This is a genomic window from Azospirillum palustre (genome assembly GCF_002573965.1).
Taxonomy (GTDB): domain Bacteria; phylum Pseudomonadota; class Alphaproteobacteria; order Azospirillales; family Azospirillaceae; genus Azospirillum; species Azospirillum palustre.
In genome coordinates this window covers 698,529-718,658 of record NZ_PDKW01000042.1, presented here as the reverse complement: position 1 = coordinate 718,658, position 20,130 = coordinate 698,529, and the positions used below count along the sequence as shown (strand labels likewise).

Sequence of the window (20,130 nt, the reverse complement as noted above, 5' to 3'; positions counted from 1 at the left end):
GTGCCGTGGCCTCTCGTCCGTCAGCGCACTTCGTTCACATATCTGTGGTCGTCCGTCAGCGTCCTGTGGTGGCTGACGATGGTCAGGGTTCCGGTCTGGTCGAACGCCTCCTCGTCGATGACCAGAAGCGGCGTCGGGTCGGGGACGCCGAGGTCGGCGCGATCCTCGGCAGTGGCGAGCCCGGCCGAGACCCGCTCGCGCACGGCGGAAATGCGGATGCCGTGAACGTCGAGCAGGTGGAGGTAGAGCCGCTGCGGCACAAGTGACGGGTCCAGCGGGAAATCGGGCACCCGGCGGGCCACCAGCGCGATGTGGGAACGCATCACCGCCCGCCCCTCCACCCGGCGCAGCCGCGCGATGCGAATCAGCGGCTCCCCCGGTGCCTCGCCCAGCAGAACGGCCTCGTCTGCGGTGGCCGGGCTCTGCCTGACCTCGGTCACCACTGCCTCGGACGACAGCAGTTGGCCGTCGCCGCCATGCAGGCGGTAATATTGGAAGAAGAAGCGCAGGCTGTGCTGCGGCGTGCGCCCGGTGACCACCGTCCCGGTCTTGCGCCGACGCATCAGCATGCCGTCCGCGGTCAGGTCGGCCAGAGCGCGGCGCATCGTTCCCACCGCAACCCCATAATCGGCGGCCAGCGCAACCTCGCCCGGCAGCACCATGCCAGGCGGCCATTCGCCCAGCAGAATGGCTTCCGCCATGCGGCGCTTGACGTGCTCGTAGAGCGGGATCGGCAGGTCACCCGCCATGTTTGCCGTCTTTTTGTTCACTACCGCCTCGAAAATAGCCAGAAATTGCTCGAATCTTGACGATTGACAAAGATTTGTGCGCCGGTCACATTTCTTTATAGAATATAGAAAACAGCGAGCCTGTCATGGACAATCGGCACGGAAGCGGCCAGCCCACCGGCGACGATGGCCTCGATGCGGCGATGGCCTGGATCGCGCGGTCGGCTGAACCAGCCCTCGCCGATCTCGCCCGCATGATCGCTGTCGACACGTCCTTTCCTCCCGGTGCCGGCTACGACGCCTTCGCCGACCTGATGGATGAGCTGATCGCCCCGCTGGGCTTCCGCTCCAACCGGGTCGTCGTCCCCGACGCGCTGTGGCGGGTGCCCGGCGGGCCGGCGTCCGGCCGGCGCACCAATCTCATCGGCGAACGGGAGACGGGCAAGCCGGTTCTCGGGCTGTATTTCCATGTCGACACCGTGCCCGCCGCCGCCGGCTGGGACAAGCACCCGCTCCGCCTGACCCGCGACGGCGACCGGCTGTACGGGCTGGGCGCCGCCGACATGAAGGGCACCATCGCCGCCGTGCTGCTGGCGCTGCGCGCGGCCGAGGCCTGCGGCCTGCCGCTCGCCTACGACCCGATGCTGTTGTTCTGCACCGACGAGGAGGGCGGGCTCTATCCCGGCGTGCGCTACCTTGCCGAACAGGGGCTGCTGAAGGGCCATGTCCTGAACTTCAACGGCAGCGCCGCGCCGCGCATCTGGGCGGGCTGCTTCGGCCTGTTCAATCTGCAAATCCGGCTGCACGGCCACACCGTCCATGCCGGCGAGGGCAACAAATCCGGCTCCGGCGTCAACGCCATCGAGGCGGCGCTGCCGCTGCTCCAGGCCCTGACCGACCTCAAGCCGGTGGTGGCGCAACGGACCTCGGCCCTGCCGCCGCCGCCGATCGCCACGGGGCCGCTGGCCGCAAGGCTCGACATCGCCGCCGCCCATGGCGGCATCTGCGGCGGGCAAATCCCCTCGCTGTTCGAGATCCTGGTCTGCCGCCGCTATGCGCCGGAAGAGGACTATGAGGAGGCACGGGCGGAGATCGAAACGGCAGTCGCCCGCGCGATGGCCGGGAGCCCCGACATCGCGGTGGACATCCAGCTGGTCGGCCACCTCGCCCCCACCGGCGATCCAACCGGTCCGCACTGGCCGCGCTGGCAGGCGGCGCTGTCGGCCGGCTTCGGCTACCGCGGGGAAGAGTTCCGCACCTGGGGGGCGGCCAGCTGCTCCGACTTCGGCTGGGTCCAGCGCACCGGCATGCAGGAGGTTCTGCTGACCGGGCTGGGCCGGCCCGAAAGCAACGTCCACTCCCCCGACGAGCACACCACCGTCGCCGACATCGTCGCATTGGCGCAGAGCGTGCTGGCCTATCTGGCCGCCGGCTTCGCCCCCGACCTTATTCCCGAAAAGACCGACCAGAACACCGATCCGAACGCCGTGCCGACCCCAGGCCGCGGCCCGCAGAAGGAGTCCGACCGATGAGTTCCGTGACCCGCCGCCTCTTCCTCGCCGGGACCGCCGCCGGCCTCGGCGCCCTGCCCGCCTTCAGCCTGACTGGTGTGGCTCCGGCCTTCGCCCAGCAGAGCGCCGCGCGCCGCGGCGGCGTGCTGCGCATCTCGGTCGATCAGGCCGCCAGCGTCATCCACCCGCTGCGCACCCGCGTGAACCCGGAATATCTGGTGGCGGAGCTGCTCTATTCCGGCCTGACGCGGCTGGCCGCCGGCATGAAGGTGGAGCCGGACCTCGCCCTATCCTGGACGCCCGACCAGACCCTGACCGAATGGACCTTCGTCCTGCGGCCGGGCCTGACCTTCCATGACGGCTCGCCCTGCACCGCCGCGGACGTGGTCGCGACCTTCACCGCCATCCTCGATCCCAAGACCGCCTCGCCCGGCCGCACCAATGTCGGCCCGATCAAGGAGGTGACGGCCAAGGACGAGCGGACGGTGCTGTTCCGCCTGACCTCGCCCTATGCCGACCTGCCGGTGGCGCTGGCCTACACCAACGCCCGCATCGTCCCGGCCAAGGTGATCGAGACCGACCTCGACAGCCTGTCGCGCAGCGCCGTCGGCACCGGCCCGTTCAAGCTGGTCTCCTTCGAACCCGACCGCAAGATCGTGGTGGAGCGCAATCCCGCCTATTACGACCCGGCGCGCCCCTATCTCGACCGGGTCGAGGTGCTGGTCTATCCCGACCGCACCGCCGAGGCCTCGGCGCTGATCTCCGGCGACATCGACCTGATGCTGGGCACCGCCCCCGGCGAGTACCAGCGGCTGGAGAAAGCCTCCGGCGTCAAGGCTCTGCGGGTGCCGTCAGGCCAGTTCCTGAACGTCAACATGGGCTGCGACCAGAAGCCCTTCTCCGACCCGCGCGTCCGCAAGGCGCTGGCGCTCTCCGTCGACCGCGAGGCGATGGTGGGCTTCGTCGCCGGCGGCTACGGCACTCCCGGCAACGACACGCCGATCAGCCCGGCGTACCGCTTCCACCGCGAGCAGCCGCTGCGCAAGGCCGATCTCGCCCAGGCGAAGAAGCTGCTGGCCGAGGCCGGATATCCCAACGGCGTCGACCTGACCATGATCGCGTCGGACAAGCCGGGCACCCGCACCGAACTGGCGGTCGCCATCCGCGAGATGGCGAAGCCCGCCGGCTTCCGCATCCAGGTGCAGACCATGCCGCACGCCACCTACCTGGACCAGGTGTGGAAGAAGGGCAATTTCTACGTCGGCTTCTACAACATGCAGGCGACCGCCGACGCGGTGTTCTCGCTGCTCTACACCTCCGACGCCGCCTGGAACGAGACGCGCTGGAACAACAAGGATTTCGATGCCCTGGTCGCCGAGGCGCGGACCAAGACCGACGAGACCGAGCGCGCCGCCCTCTACACCAAGGCGCAGCAGCTGATGCATGACGAGGTGCCGTCGGTCATCCCCGTCTTCTTCGACCTGCTAGCGGCACGGCGCGATTACGTCGAGGGCTACGACCTGCACCCGCGCGGCTCGGTGTTCCGCCTCGACTTCGTCTCGCTCGGGGCGGCTGCTCCCAAGCGGGGTTGAGGTCGTGAGCGCATCCTGGCTCCTGCGGCGGCTGGCGCTGATCCTCTACACGACCTTCATCGTGTCGGTGCTGGTCTTCGGCATCACCCAGGCGCTGCCCGCCGACGCCGCCGTCACCCTGCTGGGCGAGAACGCCACCGCCGAAGCGCTGAACGCGATCCGTGAGCGCCTCGGCCTCGGCGACCCGATCTGGTGGCAGTATCTGCGCTGGGTCGGCCATGCCGCGACCGGCGATTTCGGCCTGTCGATGCGCACCGGCCAGCCGGTGGGGCCGGAGATGCTGACGGCGCTCGGCCGCTCGCTTCTGCTGGCCGTCGCCGCCATCCTGGTCATGCTGGTGATCGCCGTGCCGCTCGGCATGCTGGCGGCGGTGCGCCAGGGCAAGCTGGCCGACATGGCGACCGGGCTGATCTCCTATCTCGGGGTGTCCTTCCCGGAATTCGTCACCGCGACGCTGCTCGCCATGCTGCTGGCCGACACCCTGCAATGGCTGCCGGCCACCGGCTACGTCTCGCCGCTGGAGGATTTCGGCGGCGCGCTGCGGCATCTGGCCCTGCCGGTGCTGACCGCCTCGCTGATCCTTGTGGCGCATGTCGCCCGCATGGTGCGGTCGGAAACGCTCGACGTGCTGCATAGCGACTATATCCGCGCCGCCCGGCTGAAGGGGCTGCCGGAGCGCACGGTGCTGGTCCGCCATGCCCTGCGCAACGCGCTGCTGCCGGTGGTCACCATCGTGGCGCTGGACGTCGGCTATCTGCTGGGTGGCATCATCGTCATCGAGGAGATCTTCGCCATTCCCGGCATCGGCCGGCAGCTGATGGTGGCGGTCACGGCCCGCGACCTGCCGTCGATCCAGGCCGGCGCCCTTATCATGTCGGCGACCTACGCCGTCGCCAACACGCTGGCCGACGTCGCCTACGCCGTCCTCGACAAGAGGATCCGCTATGACTGACCTGCTGCGCCGGCTGATGCGCACGCCGCAAGGCGCCATCGGCCTGATCCTGCTGGCGGTGCTGGCCGCGGTCTGCCTGTTCGGCCCCTGGCTGGCGCCCCACGACCCGGAGAAGATGGACTTCCTCGGCCGTTTCCGCCCGCTCGGCGCCCAGAACTGGTTCGGCGCCGACCAGTTCGGCCGCGACGTGCTGAGCCGCCTGCTGGTCGGCGCCCGCTCCACCCTGCCGATGGCGCTGGCCGCCACCCTGCTCGGCACCGTCGCCGGCGCGGTGGTCGGCACCGCGTCGGCCTATCTCGGCGGGCGCTGGGACGAGGCGATCATGCGCACCATCGACGCGGTGATGGCGGTGCCCGGCCTGCTGCTCGCCCTGCTGCTGGTCAGCACGCTGGGCAACGGCGCCGGCAACGCGATGATCGCCATCGCCGTCACCTTCGCCCCCGGCATGGCGCGCGTCACCCGCGCGGTGGCGCTGACCGTGCGCGGCCAGGACTATGTCAAGTCGGCCACGGTGCGCGGCGAAAGCGCGTCCTGGATCATCTTCCGCGAGATGCTGCCGAATGTGATGGCACCGGTGGTGATCGAGGCGACGATCCGCGTCTCCTTCGCAGTGATGCTGTTCGCCACCCTCAGCTTCCTCGGCCTCGGCGCCCAGCCGCCGGCTTCCGAATGGGGCCTGATGGTGGCGGAGGCGCGCCAGTATGTCCATCAGGCGCCCTGGATCCTCATCGCGCCGTCGCTGGCCATCGCGATGACCGCCATCGCCTTCAACCTGCTCGGCGACGGTCTGCGCGACGCCATGAACCCGCGGGACGAACGATGACCGCAGTCCTCTCATTGCGCGACTACACGCTGGATTACCTCACCGGCAGCCGTCCCTTGCGGGTTTTGCAGGACATCAGCCTCGACATCGCGCCCGGCGAGGTGCTGGGGCTGGTCGGCGAATCCGGCTCGGGCAAGAGCACGCTGGCCTGGGCGATCATGCGGCACCTGCCGAAGAATGCCCGCGAGCTGTCCGGCACCATCCGGCTCGGCGGCACCGACCTGCGCAGCCTGCCGCCGCGCGAGTTGACCCGCATCCGCGGCCGGCGCATCGGCATGGTGTTCCAGGATCCCTCGACCGCGCTGAACCCGACGCTGACCGTCGGCCGGCAGGTGACGGAGACGCTGGTCAACAACCGCGGCCTGACCCGGCGCGCCGCCTGGGATCTGGCGCTCGAACTGCTGGGCCATGTCGAACTGCGCGATCCCGAGGCGCTGATGCGCCGCTATCCGCACCAGATCTCTGGCGGCGAGAAGCAGCGCATCCTCATCGCCACCGCCTTCGGCTGCCGGCCGGAGCTGATCGTCTTCGACGAGCCGACCACGGCGCTCGACGTCATCACCGGCGCCCGCATTCTCGACCTCTTCGCCCGGCTGCGGGCCGAGACCGGGGTGGCAGCACTCTACATTTCGCACGACCTCGCCCTGGTCTCGCGCGTCGCCGACCGGGTGGCGGTGATGAAGAAGGGCCGGCTGGTGGAGGAAGCCCCGGCCGCCTCGATCTTCGCCCGCCCCGCCCACGAGGAAACCCGCAAGCTGGTGGCGGCGGTGCCGCGCCCGGAAAACCGGCTGGTCCACGACCGGCCCGGCGACCGCGTCCTGCTCGCCGCCGAGGCGGTCTCGGTCCGCTATGCCCGGCCGCGCCTGTTCCGTCCGCCCCCGCCGCCGGCGACCCACGCGGTCGGCTTCGATATCAAGGCCGGCGAGATCCTGGGCATCGTCGGCGAGTCCGGCTCCGGCAAATCCTCCATCGCGCGGGCGCTGACCGGGCTGGCCGACTTCTCCGGCGGCATCCGCTTCGACGGCCGGCCGATCGGCTCGGCCCGCGACATGGACGGCGCCTACCGCCGCGCGGTGCAGATCGTCTTCCAGCATCCCGACGGCTCGCTGAACCCGCGCCAGACGGTGGGCGAGATCCTGTCGCGCCCTCTGAAGCTGTTCGGCACCGGCCAAGCCAATCTGAGTGCCGAGATCGGCCGGCTGCTGGAGCAGGTGCGCCTGCCGGCCGCCTACGCCACCCGCTGGCCGCACCAGCTATCCGGTGGCGAGAAGCAGCGCGTCGCCATCGCCCGCGCCTTCGCCGCCAAACCCTCGCTGGTCATCTGCGACGAGATCACCGCCCCGCTCGACGTCTCGGTCCAGGCCTCGATCATCGAGCTTCTGCTGTCGCTGCGGGCAGAGACCGGGGCCGCCTATCTCTTCATCACCCATGACATCAACCTGATCCGCCAGATCGCCCACCGCATCGCCGTGATGCGCCGGGGCGAGCTGGTCGACCTGCTGCCCATCGACGCGGTCGATGCCGACCATGTCCACCCCTACACGCGCGACCTGATGGCCGCCTCGCCGACCCCCGTCGGCTGATTCGCTAGGAACCTCCCCCATGGACACCGCAGAGATTCTCGCCCGTCTCGACACCGATGCCGCCCTCGCCTTCCTCGCCCGGATGGTCCAGCACAAGAGCTACAGCCAGACCGAGGGCGAGCGCGAACTGGCCCGCTTCATGGCCGCCTCGATGTCGGGTCTGGGGCTGGAGGCGGAGCTGACGCCGGTGCCCGGCGGGCGGGTCAACGCCGTCGGCCGCTGGCGCGGCACCGGCGGCGGCAAAAGCCTGCTGTTCAACGGCCACATCGACACCAACCCGGTGACCGAGGGCTGGACCGTCGATCCCTGGGGCGGCAAGATCGACGACAGGTTCATCTACGGCATCGGCTGCTCCAACATGAAGGCGGGCGACGCCGCCTATTTCTGCGCGGTGAAGACCCTGATGGACGCCGGGGTGACGCTGCGCGGCGACGTCATCCTGACCTATGTGGTGGGCGAGCTTCAGGGCGGCGTCGGCACGCTGGCGCTGATGGAGCAGGGGCTGCGCGCCGACTGCTTCATCAACAGCGAGCCGACCGACCTCCAGGCGATGACGATGCACGCGGCGGCGCTGAGCTTCGTCATCGAGCTGGTCGGCGACACCCGCCACCTGTCCAAGCGCGAGGAGGCGGTCGACGCCATCTCCGCCGCCTGCGACCTGATCCCGCGGCTGAACGCGCTCGCCCTGTCCGGCGCCAAGTCGCCGGAGCATGCCACGATCAACCGCGTCCATGTCGGCGTCGTCCATGGCGCACTCGGCAAGGAGCTGCACGAGTGGCGCTCGCCGCAGGTCGCCGACTTCGTGCGGATCAAGGGGTCCGCCCGCTACGCCACCGGCCAGAGCGAGGAGGGGGCGCTGGCCGACCTGCGGCGCGAGCTGGACGCGCTGGAGGCGCGCTTCCCCGGCCTGAAGGCCAGCGTCTTCTCCGAGGACCGCGGCGGCACCCCGACCATGCCGACCTTCGAGGTGGCGAAGGACAGCGCCATCGTCCAGGCGGTGAACCGCGCCTACCGCGCGGTGCGCGGTACCGACCAGCCGACCGGCGCCATCACCCCGCCCGGCTTCTACGGCACCGACGCCGGCCATCTCCAGCATTCCGGCGGCATGGAGGGCGTCGTCTGCGGTCCCGGCGGCCGCTACAACACCATGCCGGACGAGCGGGTCGACATCGACGACTATCTCGACATGATCCGCGTCTACATGCTGACCATCCTGGAGATCTGCGGATAATGGCCGGCTCGTCCGCAGCACGCTTCGCGCCGCGGATCGCCCGGCTGCGCGAGGCCATGGCGGCCCAGGGCTGCGACGCCTTCCTGGCCGACCATGCCGAGCTGATCGCCTGGATTGGCGGCTACACCGTGTCGGAAACGCTCTACCGCGCCGTCATCGTGCCGATGGAGGGCGATCCCTGCTTCGTCCTGCGCTCCATCGATGCCGGCCCCTGCCGCGCCGGGGTGTGGTTCGACGACGTGACGACCTTCGACGACCACGAGGATCCGCATGGCGCGGTGGCGAACGCGCTCGCGGCGCGTGGCTTCTCCAGAGCGCGGATCGGCGTCGATCCGGTGTCCTACGGCCATACCGCCGCCACCGCGCAGTGCCTTGCCGAGTTGCTCCCCGATGCCCGCTTCGTCCCGATGCCGGGGGTGAGCGACCGTCTGCGCGCCTGCAAGTTCGCCGACGAGATCGACGCCATCGCGGCGGCGGCTGCCATCGCCGAACGGTGCATGCTGGGGTTGGAAGGCCATGTGCCTCCCGGCCGGCCGGTGCGGGAAGTGGCGGCGGCGGCGGCCGCGGCGCAGCTCTGGCTCGGCGCCGACGATGGCGGACCGGGGCCGATCCTGGTGTCGGGCGGCCACGGAACCGGCGGCCATGTCGATTTCCTGCACGGCAGCGGCCTCGACCGGACGCTGATGCCGGGCGACATCCTGCATGTCGAGCTGACGCCGCGGGTCGGCAACTACGGTGCCCGGCTGATGCGGCCGGTCTTCGTCGGTAACCCGCCGGCCGGGGCGCGGGAGACCTTCGATCAGTTGGCGGAGCTTCAGGACCGGCAGATCGCCGCCATGCGGCCGGGAGTTGCGGCCCGCGATGTCGATGCCCTGTTGCGCACGGCGGTGCTGGACGCCGGGTTGCGGGCCGATTACGGCAACGTGACCGGCTACGCCATGGGCCTCTACGCTCGCACGCCGCGGCCGAGCGATTTCTCGCAGTCCTTCCACCCCGGTGCCGACTTCCGTCTGGAAGCGGGGCAGGTGTTCCACATGTACGCGTCGGCGCGCGGCGTCGCTGTGAGCGAGACCGTCCTCGTGACCGACACTGAACCCCGCCGGCTGACGGCCTGCCCGCGCCGGCCCATGGAAGGCTGAGCCCACCACGGTGTCGAACACGGTTCGGTCAGGTGTCGCGCCAGACCTGAGCCATATGCGGAAAACGGCGCGCCGGGCCGGGGGGCCCGGGCGCGCCGCTTCGGCGATCAGAACGGCTGTTGGAGCAGTCCGATCAGGCCCTTCACGCCCGATACGAAGTTCCCGACGCGCAGGTTTTCGTCGTAGCTGTGCTGGTTGTTGTCGGCATTCACCAGCGGGACGATGACGAAGGGCACCTTCAGCGCCTCGACCGCCGCTCCGGTGGGCACCGTGCCGCCCATCATGCGGATGCGCACCGGTTCCTCGCCGTAGGTCGCCTTGAAGGAGCGGTACAGCCAGTCGCCGACCGGCGCCTGCATGTCGGTCCGCGCCGCGGAACTGGAGGCGGAAACCTCCTCCGAAGCCAGGGAGGCCAGCTTGTCGTACCTGGCCCGGTCCTCGTCCGTCGGATTGCCCTGGACCAGATGATAGCCCTGGGCCTCGATATGCTTCTTCAGCATGCCGATCAGCTGTTCCGGCGGCGTTTCCGGAACCGTGCGCAGGTCGAGTTCGGCGACGGCGCTTTCCGGAATGATCGTCCGCGCCTTGGCGCCCACGTCGCCGGCCGCCATGCCACGGACGTTGAGCGACGGGTATTGCAGCGCCTCCTGATAATTCTTGCCGACCTTTTCCGCCTGCGCGATGCCCAGCCGCTTGCGCAGCGCCGCCTCGTCATCGGGGACGGCGGCCATGATCTTTTCCGCCGCCGCGTCGATCTTCACGGAGTCGTAATAGCCGGGAATGGTGACCCGGCCGTTCTCGTCCTTCATCGACGCCAGCAGCTGCGCCAGCCGCATCGCCGGGTTGGCCGAATAATTGCCGAAATGGCCGCTGTGCAGGCCCTGCTTGGCACCGAAGACCGTCAGGGTCGCCTGGGCGACGCCGCGGTTGCCGAACACCAGCGTCGGCTTGTTGCTCTGGTGCATCGGGCCGTCCAGCACCAGCAGCGCGTCATTCTTCAGCAGCTCGGCATTCTGCCGGATCACCTCGCCCAACGACGGCGACCCCTTTTCCTCTTCGGAATCGAGGATGATCTTGACGTTGACGCTGGGCTTCTGGCCGGCCTCCTTCAGCGCGTCGAACGCCGTCAGCAGCATCATGATCGGACCCTTGTCGTCCGACGACGACCGCGCAAACAGCCGCCAGTCCGGATCGACCTGCTCGCCGTACAGCTTCTCCAGCGGGATCGTCTCCCACTCGCCCTTGTCGGTCTTCTGCTTCAGCGTCGCGTCCCAGGGGCTCTTCTGCTTCCACTGCTGCGGCGTGACCGACTGGCCGTCCAGATGGGCGTAGAACAGAATGGTCTTCTTGGCAGGGTCGGCGCCGGGCAGTTCCGCAAACAGCATCGGCTTGCCGTTGTTCGCCAACGCACGCGCCTGGAAGCCGCGCTTCTGGAAGGCCTGCTCCAGCCATGCGACATTTTTCTGAATGTCAGCTGGAACAACTGCATCGTTGGGAAGGGCGAGAAGCTCGACGAATTCCTTGTAATTCGCAGACGCGTGCTTGGCTGCGAGCGTATCCGTGGATGGCGACGCGGCACCCGCCTGTACCGGCAAGAACATGCACGCGCCGATGAGAAGCGCTTGTTTAAGAGAAAATTTCTCGCTGCCCGACATTTCTTCCCTCTTACGTATTCATGACGTAATTTTTACGAAGGAATTGCAGGCACCGTCAAGTTTATCACCCGTTTTCACGGGTCTGACCTGTGCATGACGCGCAGCAGGCGGCCGGGGCGAACAGCCCCGGCAACTCCCGACGGATCGGCGCGCCCTGCCGTCAACTGCGGGCGACGGGACGGACAGTGATCTCGTTGACCCCGACATCCCGCGGTTGTTCGATGGCGAAGAGGACGGCCCGGCCGATGGCTTCCGGTTCGATTGCGTTGCGGCGGTATTCGACCATCGCGCGGGCCGCGGTCTCGTCGGTGATGGTGTCGGCGAGTTCGGAGCGCGTCACGCCGGGATAGATGCAGGTCGTACGGATCGTCTCGCTTTCCTGCCGCAATTCGTCGGTGATGGCCCGCACCGCGAATTTGGTCGCGCTGTAGACGGCGGAAGTCGGCACCACCTCGAAACTGCCGACCGAACCGATGTTGACGACGTGCCCGCCTCCCTGCGCCTCCATGACCGGCAGGACGGCGGCGATGCCATGGAGGACGCCGCGGATGTTGACGTCGATCATCCGGTCCCATTCCTCGACCTTCAGGGAGGCGAGCGGCGAGAGCGGCATCACGCCGGCATTGTTGACGAGGACATCGACGCGGCCTAGGCGGTCCCTGGCTTCGGCAACGAAGCCTTCCATGCTGGCACGGTCGGTCACGTCGAGGGCGCGGGCGGCGGCCTTACCGCCCTTCGCCTGGATTTCCTGGACAAGTACGTCGAGCCGCTCGGTTCGCCGCGCCCCCAGCATCAGGGTGGCGCCAGCCCCGGCGAGAACGCGCGCGGTGGCCTCCCCGATGCCGCTGGACGCACCGGTGATGAGAACGACTTGGTCGATGGTCATGACGATTCCCTGTATTTCAATGGATTTGGATTTCGACGGTTGCGGTCGACTGCCGGCGGCGGTTACTGCGCCGTGTAGCCGCCATCGACGAAAAGCTGTGCGCCGGTGATGAAGCTGGAGGCCGGCGAGGCCAGGAAAGCGATTGCCTCGGCAACCTCCTCAGGACGGCCGATGCGGCCGACCGGGTGGGCATCGCCGAAGCTCCGCAGCATCTCCCGGCCGTTCTCGACCACGCCTTCCATGATGTCGGTGTCGATGACGCCGGGCAGGACCACATTGCAGCGGATGCCGCGACGGCCATATTCGACGGCGACGATGCGGGCGAGCTGCGCGGAAGCCGCCTTGGACGAGGCGTAGGCAGCCTGCGTCGGAAAGGCTGTCGTCGCCGACAGCGAGGAGTTGATGACGACGGCACCGCCGCCGCCGCTCTCCATCAGCGGCATCGCCGCACGGATGGTGACGAAGGCGCCGCGGGCGTTGATCTGGAAGATGCGGTCGTATTCCTCGACCGAGGTTTCGGCCAGCGGCTTGTTCAGGGTCCGTCCGGCATTGCAGACGACGATGTCGAGCCGGCCGAAGCGCTCGCTGGCGAGATCGACCGAACGCTGGGCAAGCCCCTCGTCCGAGACGTCGCCGACCAGCGTGGCGACTTCGTCGGATTCGAGCGACCGGACCTCGTCGGACAGGTCGGTCGCCACGATCCGCGCGCCGCGGATCCGAAGCAGATCGAGCACGGCCCGCCCGATGCCGCGACGGGCGCCGGTCACGAGTGCCACCTTGCCGGTCAGATCGTAGGTGTTTGGCAGATTGGTCATTGCGGTCTCCCTCAATACGGCAAAGCGATGTGCTCGCCTGCCGTCCATGCCCAGAAGGTGGCATTCGGCCGCTGTCGAGATAACTTGCCAATTATTGGACGCTGTGGTTAGAACAGCTAACCAATGCAGATCGACCTGAACCTCCTGACCCTGTTCGCCGCGGTGGCGGAGACCGGCAATTTCCGTGCGGCGGCCGACCGCCTCGGGGTGACGCGCTCGGCCGTCAGCCAGGGCGTCCAGCGCCTGGAGGCGGCGCTGGGACAGGCGCTGTTCCTGCGCACCACCCGCAGCGTGCGGCTGACCGAAGCCGGGGAGCGCCTGCTGGCGCAGATCTCCACCCCGCTGGCCGAAATCGCGAGCGCCATCGATGCGGCGTCCGGCTCAGCGGCGGAACCTCGCGGCCTGCTGCGGATCGCCGCCACCTCGATTGCCGAGCGCTTCCTGTCCGGGCCGCTGATCGCCTCCTTCAGCGAGGCCTGTCCGGGCATCTCCCTCGACGTGACGGTGACCGATCTGGAATTCGACATCGTCGCTGCCGGCTTCGATGCGGGCGTGCGTCTCGGCGAGGTCATCGAGCGCGACATGATCGCGGTGCCGCTGACGGGCGACCAGCGCCAGATCGCGGTGGCAACACCCGGCTATCTCGCCCGTCACGGGACGCCGGAGCACCCGCGCGATCTCGTCCGCCACCGCTGCATCGGCTGGCGGCCGCAACCTGACACGGCCCCCTACCGGTGGGAGTTCGAGAAGGACGGACACGCCTTCGACGTGTCGGTCGAGCCGCAGATCACCACCAACGACATGCTGCTGATGCTTCGCACGGCGCTCGCTGGCGCCGGCATCACCTTCGGGATCGAGGAGACGTTCCAGCCCTATCTTGAGCGCGGTGAACTGGTCACGATCCTCGACGACTGGCTGCCGCCCTTTGCCGGCTTCTTCCTGTATTTTCCGAGCCGGCGCACGGTAACGCCCAAGCTCCGCGCCCTGATCGACCATGTGCGCCGCCACCGCGAGGGAGCGAAGTCCGGATAACCACCCCGTCACCCCTCGACGTAAGCCGCAAGCTCCTCCGGGGTTCCCTGCGGAAACGCCGACTTCAGATGCTCCAGGAAGGCGGAGACGCGCGCATTGAGCAGCCGCCGCGTCGGGTAGAGCACCCACAACTCCGTCTCGGACCCGGCCAAATCGCCCCATCTCACCAACTTTCCGGCGGCCAGATCCGCGCTGGCGAGCGACAGCGGCAGGCGGGCAGCCCCCACACCCATGCGAACCGCATCGCGGACCATGACGAAGGACGAGAGGCTGAGCACCGGTTCGACCATGATGCTCGACGGTCCGGCCGATGTCGCGATCTCCCACGATCCGGACCTGGGTCCGGCCTGCCCCGGCGATCCGCGGGTGACGACAGGAACGGTGTCGTTGCCGGGGGGAAACGGCAGGTCCGGGCTTGCCACGACAACGAGGCGGTCCCGCAGGAAGACGCGCCCGACAAGGCCCGCGTCCGGGTCTGGATTGACGCGGATGACCAGATCATAGGCTTCCTCGACCATGTCGACGGCCCTGTCCTCCGTGACGATCTCAAGCCGGACCTCCGGGTATTTGCGTAAAAATCCGGCTGCCAGCTTGCCAATGGCGGTCTGCGAGAACAGCAGCGGCGCGCTGATCCGCAACCGTCCGCGGGGGCTGTGGCCGCCGGATGCAATTGCCTTCGCCGTCTCGTCGAGTTCGGTCAGCAATACACCGGTCCGCTCGAACAGCGCCTGGCCCTCCGCCGTCAGCTTGAGTGTCCGGGCACCCCGCTCGAACAGGCGGAGATCGAGGCTTGCCTCCAACTCCGCGACGCGCCGCGACAAGGTCGCCTTCGGGCGACCGGCCGCGCGCGCCGCCTTTCCGAACCCGCCATGGCGGGCGACCAGATTGAAATCGGCCAGGGCGAGCAGGTCCATCCGTTCCACCAATGAGACGATCCGTCCAAATTCGCCGCCTATCGGACCCTGCATGGATCGGTAAAGTCAAGAGCGTCAACTGAACCCCCAAAGCGGAGTGAACCCCATGACCATCCTCGTTACCGGAGCCACCGGCCGTGTCGGCCGCCATGTCGTCGACCAGCTGGTCAAGCGCGGCGCCGACGTGCGCGTGCTGACCCGCGACCCGTCGAAAGCCGCTTTCACCGCCGGTGTGGAAGTCGCCCAGGGCGACATGCTGGACATCGATGCGCTGCGTGCCGCCTTCCGCGGCGTCCGCACCCTGTTCCTGCTGAACGCCGTCACCGGCGACGAGTTCACCCAGGCGCTCGTCACACTGAACATCGCGCGGGAAGCCGGCGTCGAACGGGTAGTCTATCAGTCCGTGTTCCAAGCCGACCGTGCGGTGAACGTGCCGCATTTCGCCGTGAAGTTCGGCGCCGAGCGCATGCTCGACCGGATGGGCTTCAGCGCCACCATCCTGCGCCCGTCCTACTTCATCGACAACGAACTGATGATCAAGGACGTGATCACCGGCCACGGCGTCTACCCGATGCCGATCGGCAGCAAGGGGGTGGCGATGGTCGATGCGCGGGACATCGCCGAGGTCGCGGCCATCGAACTGATCCGTCGTGACCGGGCGCCAGGAAAACTGCCGGTGGACATCATCAACCTCGTCGGTCCCGACACGCTGACGGGTCCGCAGGTGGCGGCGATCTGGTCCGATCTGCTGGGTCGCACCGTGGTCTATGGCGGCGACGATCCCAGCGGGTTCGAGCAGACCATGGCCTCCTTCATGCCGAAATGGACCGCCTATGAAATGCGCCTGATGGCCGAGCGCTACGTCAGCGATGGCATGATCCCCGAAGTCGGCGATGTCGAACGGCTGACCGGGCTGCTGGGCCGCCCGCTGCACAGCTACCACAGCTTCGCCGCCGCGCTCGCTGCGGCCTGAAACCTCACGATCCTCGGGTCGGTTGCAAAGCTCGACGGCGGCTTTGAGGGTAACGGAGACCTTTACCCCGGCCTGCTGTCGGACTTTGTAAAAGAAGCTCGCGTATGGCGCCCCGCCCCCAAACAGGGCGAACCTTTGACAAATTTTGCCATGCCTTCCATATTGGCAGTCGGTCATGACGAGGAGCCACCCATGGCGACGATGAATGTCAGTCTTCCGTCCGAGATGGTCGATTTCGTCGAGCATGAAGTGGCGACGGGCGGCTATGCATCGTCTAGTGAAGTGGTGCGCGAGGCATTGCGCCTGCTGCAACGGGATCGCGCCCAGGAGCAGGAGAAGATAGCCATCCTGCGGCGCGAGGTCGCTGCCGGACTTGCAGCGGCGGCGCAAGGCGATTTCTCCTCCCGCTCAGCCCTGGATATTGCCGAGCAGGTTGCTCGGGAATGAGCCACCGGCTCACCGCTCCAGCCGAGCGCGACATCCTGGATATCCTGCGCATGACGCGGACACGGTTTGGAACCGCCCAACTGCGCACCTATGCAACGCTGATCGAAAAGGCGATGCAGATGGTTGCCGAGGCCCCTGACCGGCCGGGAATGCTGCCGCGTCCGGAACTCGGTCCAGACGTTCGTCTGTTTCATCTGGAACTGGCAGCAGGCCGGCGCGGTGCTGCCGCGCACTGCCTCTATTACACGACCGGGCTCCTGCCCGATGGGACAATCGGCACGATCATCCTGCGTGTGCTTCATGAAGGCATGGAACCGCGGCGCAAGGTGGCCCGATCCTTGACCGGCCTCTCATGACCGGCATCGCTTTTCAACAATCGAGATCAGGAGACAATAGGGGATGGACGGCAGGCTTCAGGAACGGTGGGACGCCATCATCTTCGATTTCGACGGCGTGCTGTGCGATTCCAACGACCTGAAGGGTGAAACCTTCGCCACGCTGTATGCCCATGAGGGGCCGGAGGTTCAGGACGCCATCCGCGCCTATCACCGGGACAATGGCGGCATGCCGCGGCGGGAAAAGCTGGCGCGCTTCGAACGCGACATTCTCGGCCGCGCTCTGGACGAGGACCGGCTGGACCGGATGGTCGCCGGTTTTGCCGCAGCGGTGGAGGAGGCGGTGATCGCCTGCGCCGAAATTCCCGGCGCGACGGACTTCCTGGCCACCCATGCCGGCCGGCCCGCCCTGTTCATCATTTCCGCGACGCCGCATGAGGAAATGCTGCGCATCGCCGAGAGACGGGGCATGACCGACCGGTTCGTGTCCGTCCACGGCAGCCCGCCAAGCAAAGCGGAGACGGCTGCCATGCTGATCGCACGCCACGGCCTGCGTCCCGGCCGCGTTGCCTTCGTCGGCGATGCCGTTCAGGACTATGCGGCGGCGACCGCTCTCGACCTGCACTTCGTCGGAGTGCGCGATGCCGACGGCCGCCACCCCTTCCCCGACGGAACGCTGACCGTCGCCGATCTGCGTGACCTGCCCGCAGCCCTTGCCACGCTTTGAAACCGCATGATGGGTGCGGAAGGCCGGTTCGCGACCGGTCCTCCGCACCCATCGCCGGGCCATTGTCGGGCGTTCAGTGCGACGGATGGGCGGGGGCGCGGGCGGCCAGCGGCATGACCGGGATGTCGCCCATCCCCTCCAGGACGCGCTCGGTGCCGGCGCTGCTCTGGTTCAGCTCGCGGTGCAGAACCTCGCGGTCGCAGGCGTCCTCCCAGATCGACACCACGATGCTGACGACGCAGTTGCTGATGATGCTGGTCAGGGCGCGGGCTTCGGACATGAAGCGGTCGATGCCGACCAGCAGCGCGACGCCGGCAACCGGAAGGTCAGGCATCACCGTCAGCGTGGCGACCAGGGCGACGAAGCCGCTGCCGGTGACGCCGGCGGCACCCTTGGAGGTCAGCAGCATGACGCCGAGCATGGCGACGATCTGACCGGCCGACAGGTGGATGTCGCAGGCCTGGGCGATGAACAGCGAGGCGAGGGTCAGGTAGATCGCGGTGCCGTCGAGGTTGAAGGAATAGCCCATCGGCAGAACCAGGCCGGAAACACCCTTCTTACAGCCCAGCGCTTCCAGCTTCTGCAAGACGCGCGGCAGGACCGGCTCGGAGGAGGAGGTGCCGAGCACGATCAGCAGCTCCTCGCGGAAGTAGCGCAGGACCTTCCACAGGCTGAAACCGTGCAGGCGGGCCAGCGTGCCGATGATCGCGACCAGGAAGACGCCGCAGGCGACATAGAAGGTCAGGATCAGCAGGCCGAGCGAGCCGATGCTGTCGATGCCGTATTTGCCGACGGTGAAGGCCATCGCGCCGAACGCACCGATGGGGGCCAGCTTCATGATGAAGCCGAAGGCGGCGAACAGCACGTGGGAGAAGGATTCGATGCCCTGCACCACCGGCTCGCCGGCCTTGCCGACCCGCGTCAGGCCGAAGCCGACCAGCACGGAGATGAGCAGCACCGGCAGCACCTCGCCCTCGGCGAAGGCGCCGAAGAAGGAATGCGGGATGATGTGCAGCAGGAAGTCGGTGAAGCCGACCGGGGCCGCCTGCTTGGCGTAGCGCGCGGCCACCGCCGGGTCGAGCGACGACGGCGACACATGCATGCCGGCGCCGGGCTCGATGATCATGACCGCGGCCAGCCCGATGAGCAGCGCCGCCGCCGTCAGCGCGTAGAACAGCGCCATCGACTTGACCAGCGTCTTGCCGATCTCGCGGGTGTCGTTCAGGCTGGTGATGCCGCTGACGATGGTGCAGAAGACCACCGGCGCGATCATCATCTTGACCAGCTTGACGAACCCGTCGCCCAGCGGCTTCAGGCCCGCGCCGAAATCGGGCCAGAAATGACCGGCCAGGATGCCCAGGGTCAGGCCGACGACGACCTGGAAATAGAGCGCCTTGTAGATGGCCTTGGGCTTGCCCGGCGTCAGGGTATCGGTCCCCGTTTGTGGACGCATGGTGTTTCCTCCTCTCTGATTTTGTGACGTCAGGCCGCCATGGCGGTCCGCGACGGGGTCGATGGGCGGGCGAACACGGTTCCCTCGAACAGCCGCCGCGCGGTGCGCAGGATGCTGGCGGTCGGCGCGGATCGGCCGTCCCCCGCCTCGAGACGGCCGGCGTCGAGACGGACAGTCAGCCGGCCGGCCGGATGTTCAAAGGTGATGTCGCCGGGCATGGTGAACCGCCCCACCAGGGCGGCGGCCACGGTTTCCGGAATGGTGCAGGCGGTCGCGGTGGCGACGGCGCCGGTGATGGCCATCGCCCGATGGCAATCATGCGGCATGAAATAGCGCACGGTCAGCGTGCCGCCGCGCGTCGGCGGGGCCAGCAGGACCGGCTTGGGAATCACCATCCCGGCCGCGTTGGGAAAGCCCATGCGGCGGCCGGCCTCGACGCGCAGCGCCTCCAGCCGGGCCATGAATTCCCGGTCGGACCGGAAGCTGTCCACCGGCTCGTACCCCGTCTTGCCGAGATCGGCGGCGCGGACCAGCATCACCGGAATGGCGGCATCGACGCAGGACACCGGGATGCCGTCGATCAGGTCGACCGGCGATCCGGTGGGCAGCAGCCGGCCGGTGTTGGCGCCGGCGGCGTCGAGAAAGGCAAGATGGATGGGGGCGGCGGTGCCGGGCACGCCGTCGATGACGGCCTCGCCCTCATAGGCCACCTGGCCGCCGGGGGTCTGGATGCGGGCCTCGATCAGCTTGCCGGTGTTGACGTTGTGGATGCGCACCACCGTGACGCCGTTCGCCGCCGGGACAAGTCCGGACTCGATGGCGAAGGGGCCGACCGCGGCCAGCATGTTGCCGCAGTTGGGCGAGGTGTCGACCACCCCCTCCTGTACCCGCACCTGGGCGAACAGGTAGTCCACATCCGCGCCCGCCCTGGTGGCGGGACCGACGATGGCGACCTTGCTGGTCAGCGGGTTGCCGCCGCCGATGCCGTCGATCCCCAGATCGTTCCCCGCCCCCATCACCGAGAGCAGGAGGGCGTCGCGCTCCGCCGGAAGGGCAGGAAGGTCGGACGCCAGAAAGAAGGGGCCGCGAGAGGTCCCGCCGCGCATCATCACGCAGGGAATGCCGATCTGGCGGTTCATCGAATTTGTCATGGCGCTTGGTTTCTCTTGGGGTCGCCGGTGGGCGAAGAAAGCCGATGCGCCGATATTCTGTCCGCGAACGATATTTGTGAAATGCATTGATTCGCAGTATTATTCCACTTAACGCATCAATGTGCCGCCAGCGACGCTGGGCAAAATTCCTGCGGAGCCGGGCATAAATCCTGCGGAGCTGGG

At 68.0% G+C, this 20,130-nt stretch carries 19 protein-coding genes; 12 read left to right on the top strand and 7 right to left on the bottom strand.

Going from position 1 to position 20,130, the window contains the following annotated elements; genetic code table 11:
* Positions 1–20 precede the first annotated feature (20 nt).
* Complete coding sequence (locus CRT60_RS20725) at positions 21–749, bottom strand: GntR family transcriptional regulator (RefSeq protein ID WP_098738412.1); 729 nt, start codon at positions 747–749, stop codon at positions 21–23.
* A 125-nt stretch (positions 750–874) separates the two neighbouring features.
* Here CRT60_RS20725 and CRT60_RS20720 point away from each other — a divergent pair, with 125 nt between their 5' ends.
* From CRT60_RS20720 to CRT60_RS20690, 7 genes are read left to right on the top strand one after another with little or no spacing between them, the layout of a single operon-like run.
* Complete coding sequence (locus CRT60_RS20720; protein ID WP_098738411.1) at positions 875–2,260, top strand: M20 family metallopeptidase; 1,386 nt, start codon at positions 875–877, stop codon at positions 2,258–2,260.
* On the top strand, positions 2,257–3,831 hold the full coding sequence (locus CRT60_RS20715; protein ID WP_098738410.1) for an ABC transporter substrate-binding protein: 1,575 nt from the start codon (positions 2,257–2,259) through the stop codon (positions 3,829–3,831). The genes CRT60_RS20720 and CRT60_RS20715 overlap by 4 nt, the downstream gene beginning before the upstream one ends.
* Positions 3,832–3,835: 4 nt before the next feature.
* A complete protein-coding gene (locus CRT60_RS20710; protein WP_098738409.1) occupies positions 3,836–4,783 on the top strand; it encodes an ABC transporter permease in 948 nt (315 codons plus the stop codon).
* Entirely contained in the window at positions 4,776–5,606 is an 831-nt protein-coding gene (locus CRT60_RS20705; RefSeq protein WP_098738408.1) for an ABC transporter permease, read from the top strand. The genes CRT60_RS20710 and CRT60_RS20705 overlap by 8 nt, the downstream gene beginning before the upstream one ends.
* Positions 5,603–7,189, top strand: a complete 1,587-nt coding sequence (gene nikE / locus CRT60_RS20700; RefSeq protein WP_098738407.1) for a nickel ABC transporter ATP-binding protein NikE — start codon at positions 5,603–5,605, stop codon at positions 7,187–7,189. The genes CRT60_RS20705 and nikE overlap by 4 nt, the downstream gene beginning before the upstream one ends.
* A 19-nt stretch (positions 7,190–7,208) precedes the next feature.
* On the top strand, positions 7,209–8,420 hold the full coding sequence (locus CRT60_RS20695) for a M20 family metallopeptidase (protein ID WP_098738406.1): 1,212 nt from the start codon (positions 7,209–7,211) through the stop codon (positions 8,418–8,420).
* Positions 8,420–9,559, top strand: coding sequence for a M24 family metallopeptidase (locus CRT60_RS20690; protein WP_098738405.1), 1,140 nt, complete (start codon positions 8,420–8,422; stop codon positions 9,557–9,559). Before CRT60_RS20695 ends, CRT60_RS20690 begins: the two co-directional genes overlap by 1 nt.
* Before the next feature lie 107 nt (positions 9,560–9,666).
* Here CRT60_RS20690 and CRT60_RS20685 read toward each other — a convergent pair whose 3' ends face one another.
* The 3 genes from CRT60_RS20685 to CRT60_RS20675 all read right to left on the bottom strand — a co-directional run bounded on the left by CRT60_RS20685 (position 9,667) and on the right by CRT60_RS20675 (position 12,915).
* Positions 9,667–11,160: a M20/M25/M40 family metallo-hydrolase gene (locus tag CRT60_RS20685; RefSeq protein WP_204562037.1), complete on the bottom strand. Its 1,494-nt coding sequence runs from the start codon at positions 11,158–11,160 to the stop codon at positions 9,667–9,669.
* Positions 11,161–11,374: 214 nt separating this feature from the next.
* Entirely contained in the window at positions 11,375–12,100 is a 726-nt protein-coding gene (locus CRT60_RS20680; RefSeq protein WP_098738403.1) for an SDR family oxidoreductase, read from the bottom strand.
* 62 nt (positions 12,101–12,162) lie between these two features.
* Positions 12,163–12,915 carry an SDR family NAD(P)-dependent oxidoreductase gene (locus CRT60_RS20675; RefSeq protein WP_098738402.1) on the bottom strand — a complete coding sequence of 251 codons (753 nt, stop codon included), beginning with the start codon at positions 12,913–12,915 and terminating at the stop codon, positions 12,163–12,165.
* A gap of 123 nt (positions 12,916–13,038) precedes the next feature.
* On the opposite strand from CRT60_RS20675, the gene CRT60_RS20670 reads away from it, so the two are divergent.
* Positions 13,039–13,947 carry a LysR family transcriptional regulator gene (locus CRT60_RS20670; RefSeq protein WP_098738401.1) on the top strand — a complete coding sequence of 303 codons (909 nt, stop codon included), beginning with the start codon at positions 13,039–13,041 and terminating at the stop codon, positions 13,945–13,947.
* A gap of 8 nt (positions 13,948–13,955) precedes the next feature.
* Here CRT60_RS20670 and CRT60_RS20665 read toward each other — a convergent pair whose 3' ends face one another.
* A complete protein-coding gene (locus CRT60_RS20665) occupies positions 13,956–14,861 on the bottom strand; it encodes a LysR family transcriptional regulator (protein WP_098738400.1) in 906 nt (301 codons plus the stop codon).
* Positions 14,862–14,967: 106 nt separating this feature from the next.
* Between CRT60_RS20665 and CRT60_RS20660 the strand changes: the two genes are divergently transcribed.
* The 4 genes from CRT60_RS20660 (at position 14,968) to CRT60_RS20645 (ending at position 17,343) form a co-directional block, all read left to right on the top strand.
* Positions 14,968–15,834 carry an SDR family oxidoreductase gene (locus CRT60_RS20660; RefSeq protein ID WP_098738399.1) on the top strand — a complete coding sequence of 289 codons (867 nt, stop codon included), beginning with the start codon at positions 14,968–14,970 and terminating at the stop codon, positions 15,832–15,834.
* Between the two features lie 192 nt (positions 15,835–16,026).
* Positions 16,027–16,281, top strand: a complete 255-nt coding sequence (locus CRT60_RS20655; protein WP_098738398.1) for a type II toxin-antitoxin system ParD family antitoxin — start codon at positions 16,027–16,029, stop codon at positions 16,279–16,281.
* Complete coding sequence (locus CRT60_RS20650) at positions 16,278–16,637, top strand: type II toxin-antitoxin system RelE/ParE family toxin (RefSeq protein ID WP_098738397.1); 360 nt, start codon at positions 16,278–16,280, stop codon at positions 16,635–16,637. The genes CRT60_RS20655 and CRT60_RS20650 overlap by 4 nt, the downstream gene beginning before the upstream one ends.
* Before the next feature lie 43 nt (positions 16,638–16,680).
* Positions 16,681–17,343 (top strand): HAD family hydrolase, encoded by a 663-nt coding sequence (locus tag CRT60_RS20645; RefSeq protein ID WP_098738396.1) that lies wholly within the window; start codon positions 16,681–16,683, stop codon positions 17,341–17,343.
* A gap of 73 nt (positions 17,344–17,416) precedes the next feature.
* Here the strand turns inward: CRT60_RS20645 and dctA are convergent, their stop codons facing one another.
* Positions 17,417–18,796: a C4-dicarboxylate transporter DctA gene (gene dctA / locus CRT60_RS20640; RefSeq protein WP_098738395.1), complete on the bottom strand. Its 1,380-nt coding sequence runs from the start codon at positions 18,794–18,796 to the stop codon at positions 17,417–17,419.
* Between the two features lie 29 nt (positions 18,797–18,825).
* Complete coding sequence (locus CRT60_RS20635) at positions 18,826–19,947, bottom strand: 4-oxalomesaconate tautomerase (protein WP_204562035.1); 1,122 nt, start codon at positions 19,945–19,947, stop codon at positions 18,826–18,828.
* Between the last annotated feature and the right edge of the window lie 183 nt (positions 19,948–20,130).

Excerpts from the sequence above, each read along its gene's own strand:
- CRT60_RS20720 (WP_098738411.1), top strand. The coding sequence starts at position 875 with ATGGACAATCGGCACGGAAGCGGCCAGCCCACCGGCGACGATGGCCTC.
- CRT60_RS20715 (WP_098738410.1), top strand. The coding sequence starts at position 2,257 with ATGAGTTCCGTGACCCGCCGCCTCTTCCTCGCCGGGACCGCCGCCGGC.
- CRT60_RS20725 (WP_098738412.1), bottom strand. The coding sequence starts at position 749 with ATGGCGGGTGACCTGCCGATCCCGCTCTACGAGCACGTCAAGCGCCGC.
- CRT60_RS20655 (WP_098738398.1), top strand. The coding sequence starts at position 16,027 with ATGGCGACGATGAATGTCAGTCTTCCGTCCGAGATGGTCGATTTCGTC.
- CRT60_RS20705 (WP_098738408.1), top strand. The coding sequence starts at position 4,776 with ATGACTGACCTGCTGCGCCGGCTGATGCGCACGCCGCAAGGCGCCATC.
- CRT60_RS20675 (WP_098738402.1), bottom strand. The coding sequence starts at position 12,915 with ATGACCAATCTGCCAAACACCTACGATCTGACCGGCAAGGTGGCACTC.
- CRT60_RS20645 (WP_098738396.1), top strand. The coding sequence starts at position 16,681 with ATGGACGGCAGGCTTCAGGAACGGTGGGACGCCATCATCTTCGATTTC.
- dctA (WP_098738395.1), bottom strand. The coding sequence starts at position 18,796 with ATGCGTCCACAAACGGGGACCGATACCCTGACGCCGGGCAAGCCCAAG.
- CRT60_RS20680 (WP_098738403.1), bottom strand. The coding sequence starts at position 12,100 with ATGACCATCGACCAAGTCGTTCTCATCACCGGTGCGTCCAGCGGCATC.
- CRT60_RS20665 (WP_098738400.1), bottom strand. The coding sequence starts at position 14,861 with ATGGACCTGCTCGCCCTGGCCGATTTCAATCTGGTCGCCCGCCATGGC.
- CRT60_RS20685 (WP_204562037.1), bottom strand. The coding sequence starts at position 11,160 with ATGTTCTTGCCGGTACAGGCGGGTGCCGCGTCGCCATCCACGGATACG.
- CRT60_RS20690 (WP_098738405.1), top strand. The coding sequence starts at position 8,420 with ATGGCCGGCTCGTCCGCAGCACGCTTCGCGCCGCGGATCGCCCGGCTG.
- CRT60_RS20660 (WP_098738399.1), top strand. The coding sequence starts at position 14,968 with ATGACCATCCTCGTTACCGGAGCCACCGGCCGTGTCGGCCGCCATGTC.
- CRT60_RS20695 (WP_098738406.1), top strand. The coding sequence starts at position 7,209 with ATGGACACCGCAGAGATTCTCGCCCGTCTCGACACCGATGCCGCCCTC.
- CRT60_RS20635 (WP_204562035.1), bottom strand. The coding sequence starts at position 19,947 with ATGACAAATTCGATGAACCGCCAGATCGGCATTCCCTGCGTGATGATG.
- CRT60_RS20650 (WP_098738397.1), top strand. The coding sequence starts at position 16,278 with ATGAGCCACCGGCTCACCGCTCCAGCCGAGCGCGACATCCTGGATATC.
- CRT60_RS20670 (WP_098738401.1), top strand. The coding sequence starts at position 13,039 with ATGCAGATCGACCTGAACCTCCTGACCCTGTTCGCCGCGGTGGCGGAG.
- nikE (WP_098738407.1), top strand. The coding sequence starts at position 5,603 with ATGACCGCAGTCCTCTCATTGCGCGACTACACGCTGGATTACCTCACC.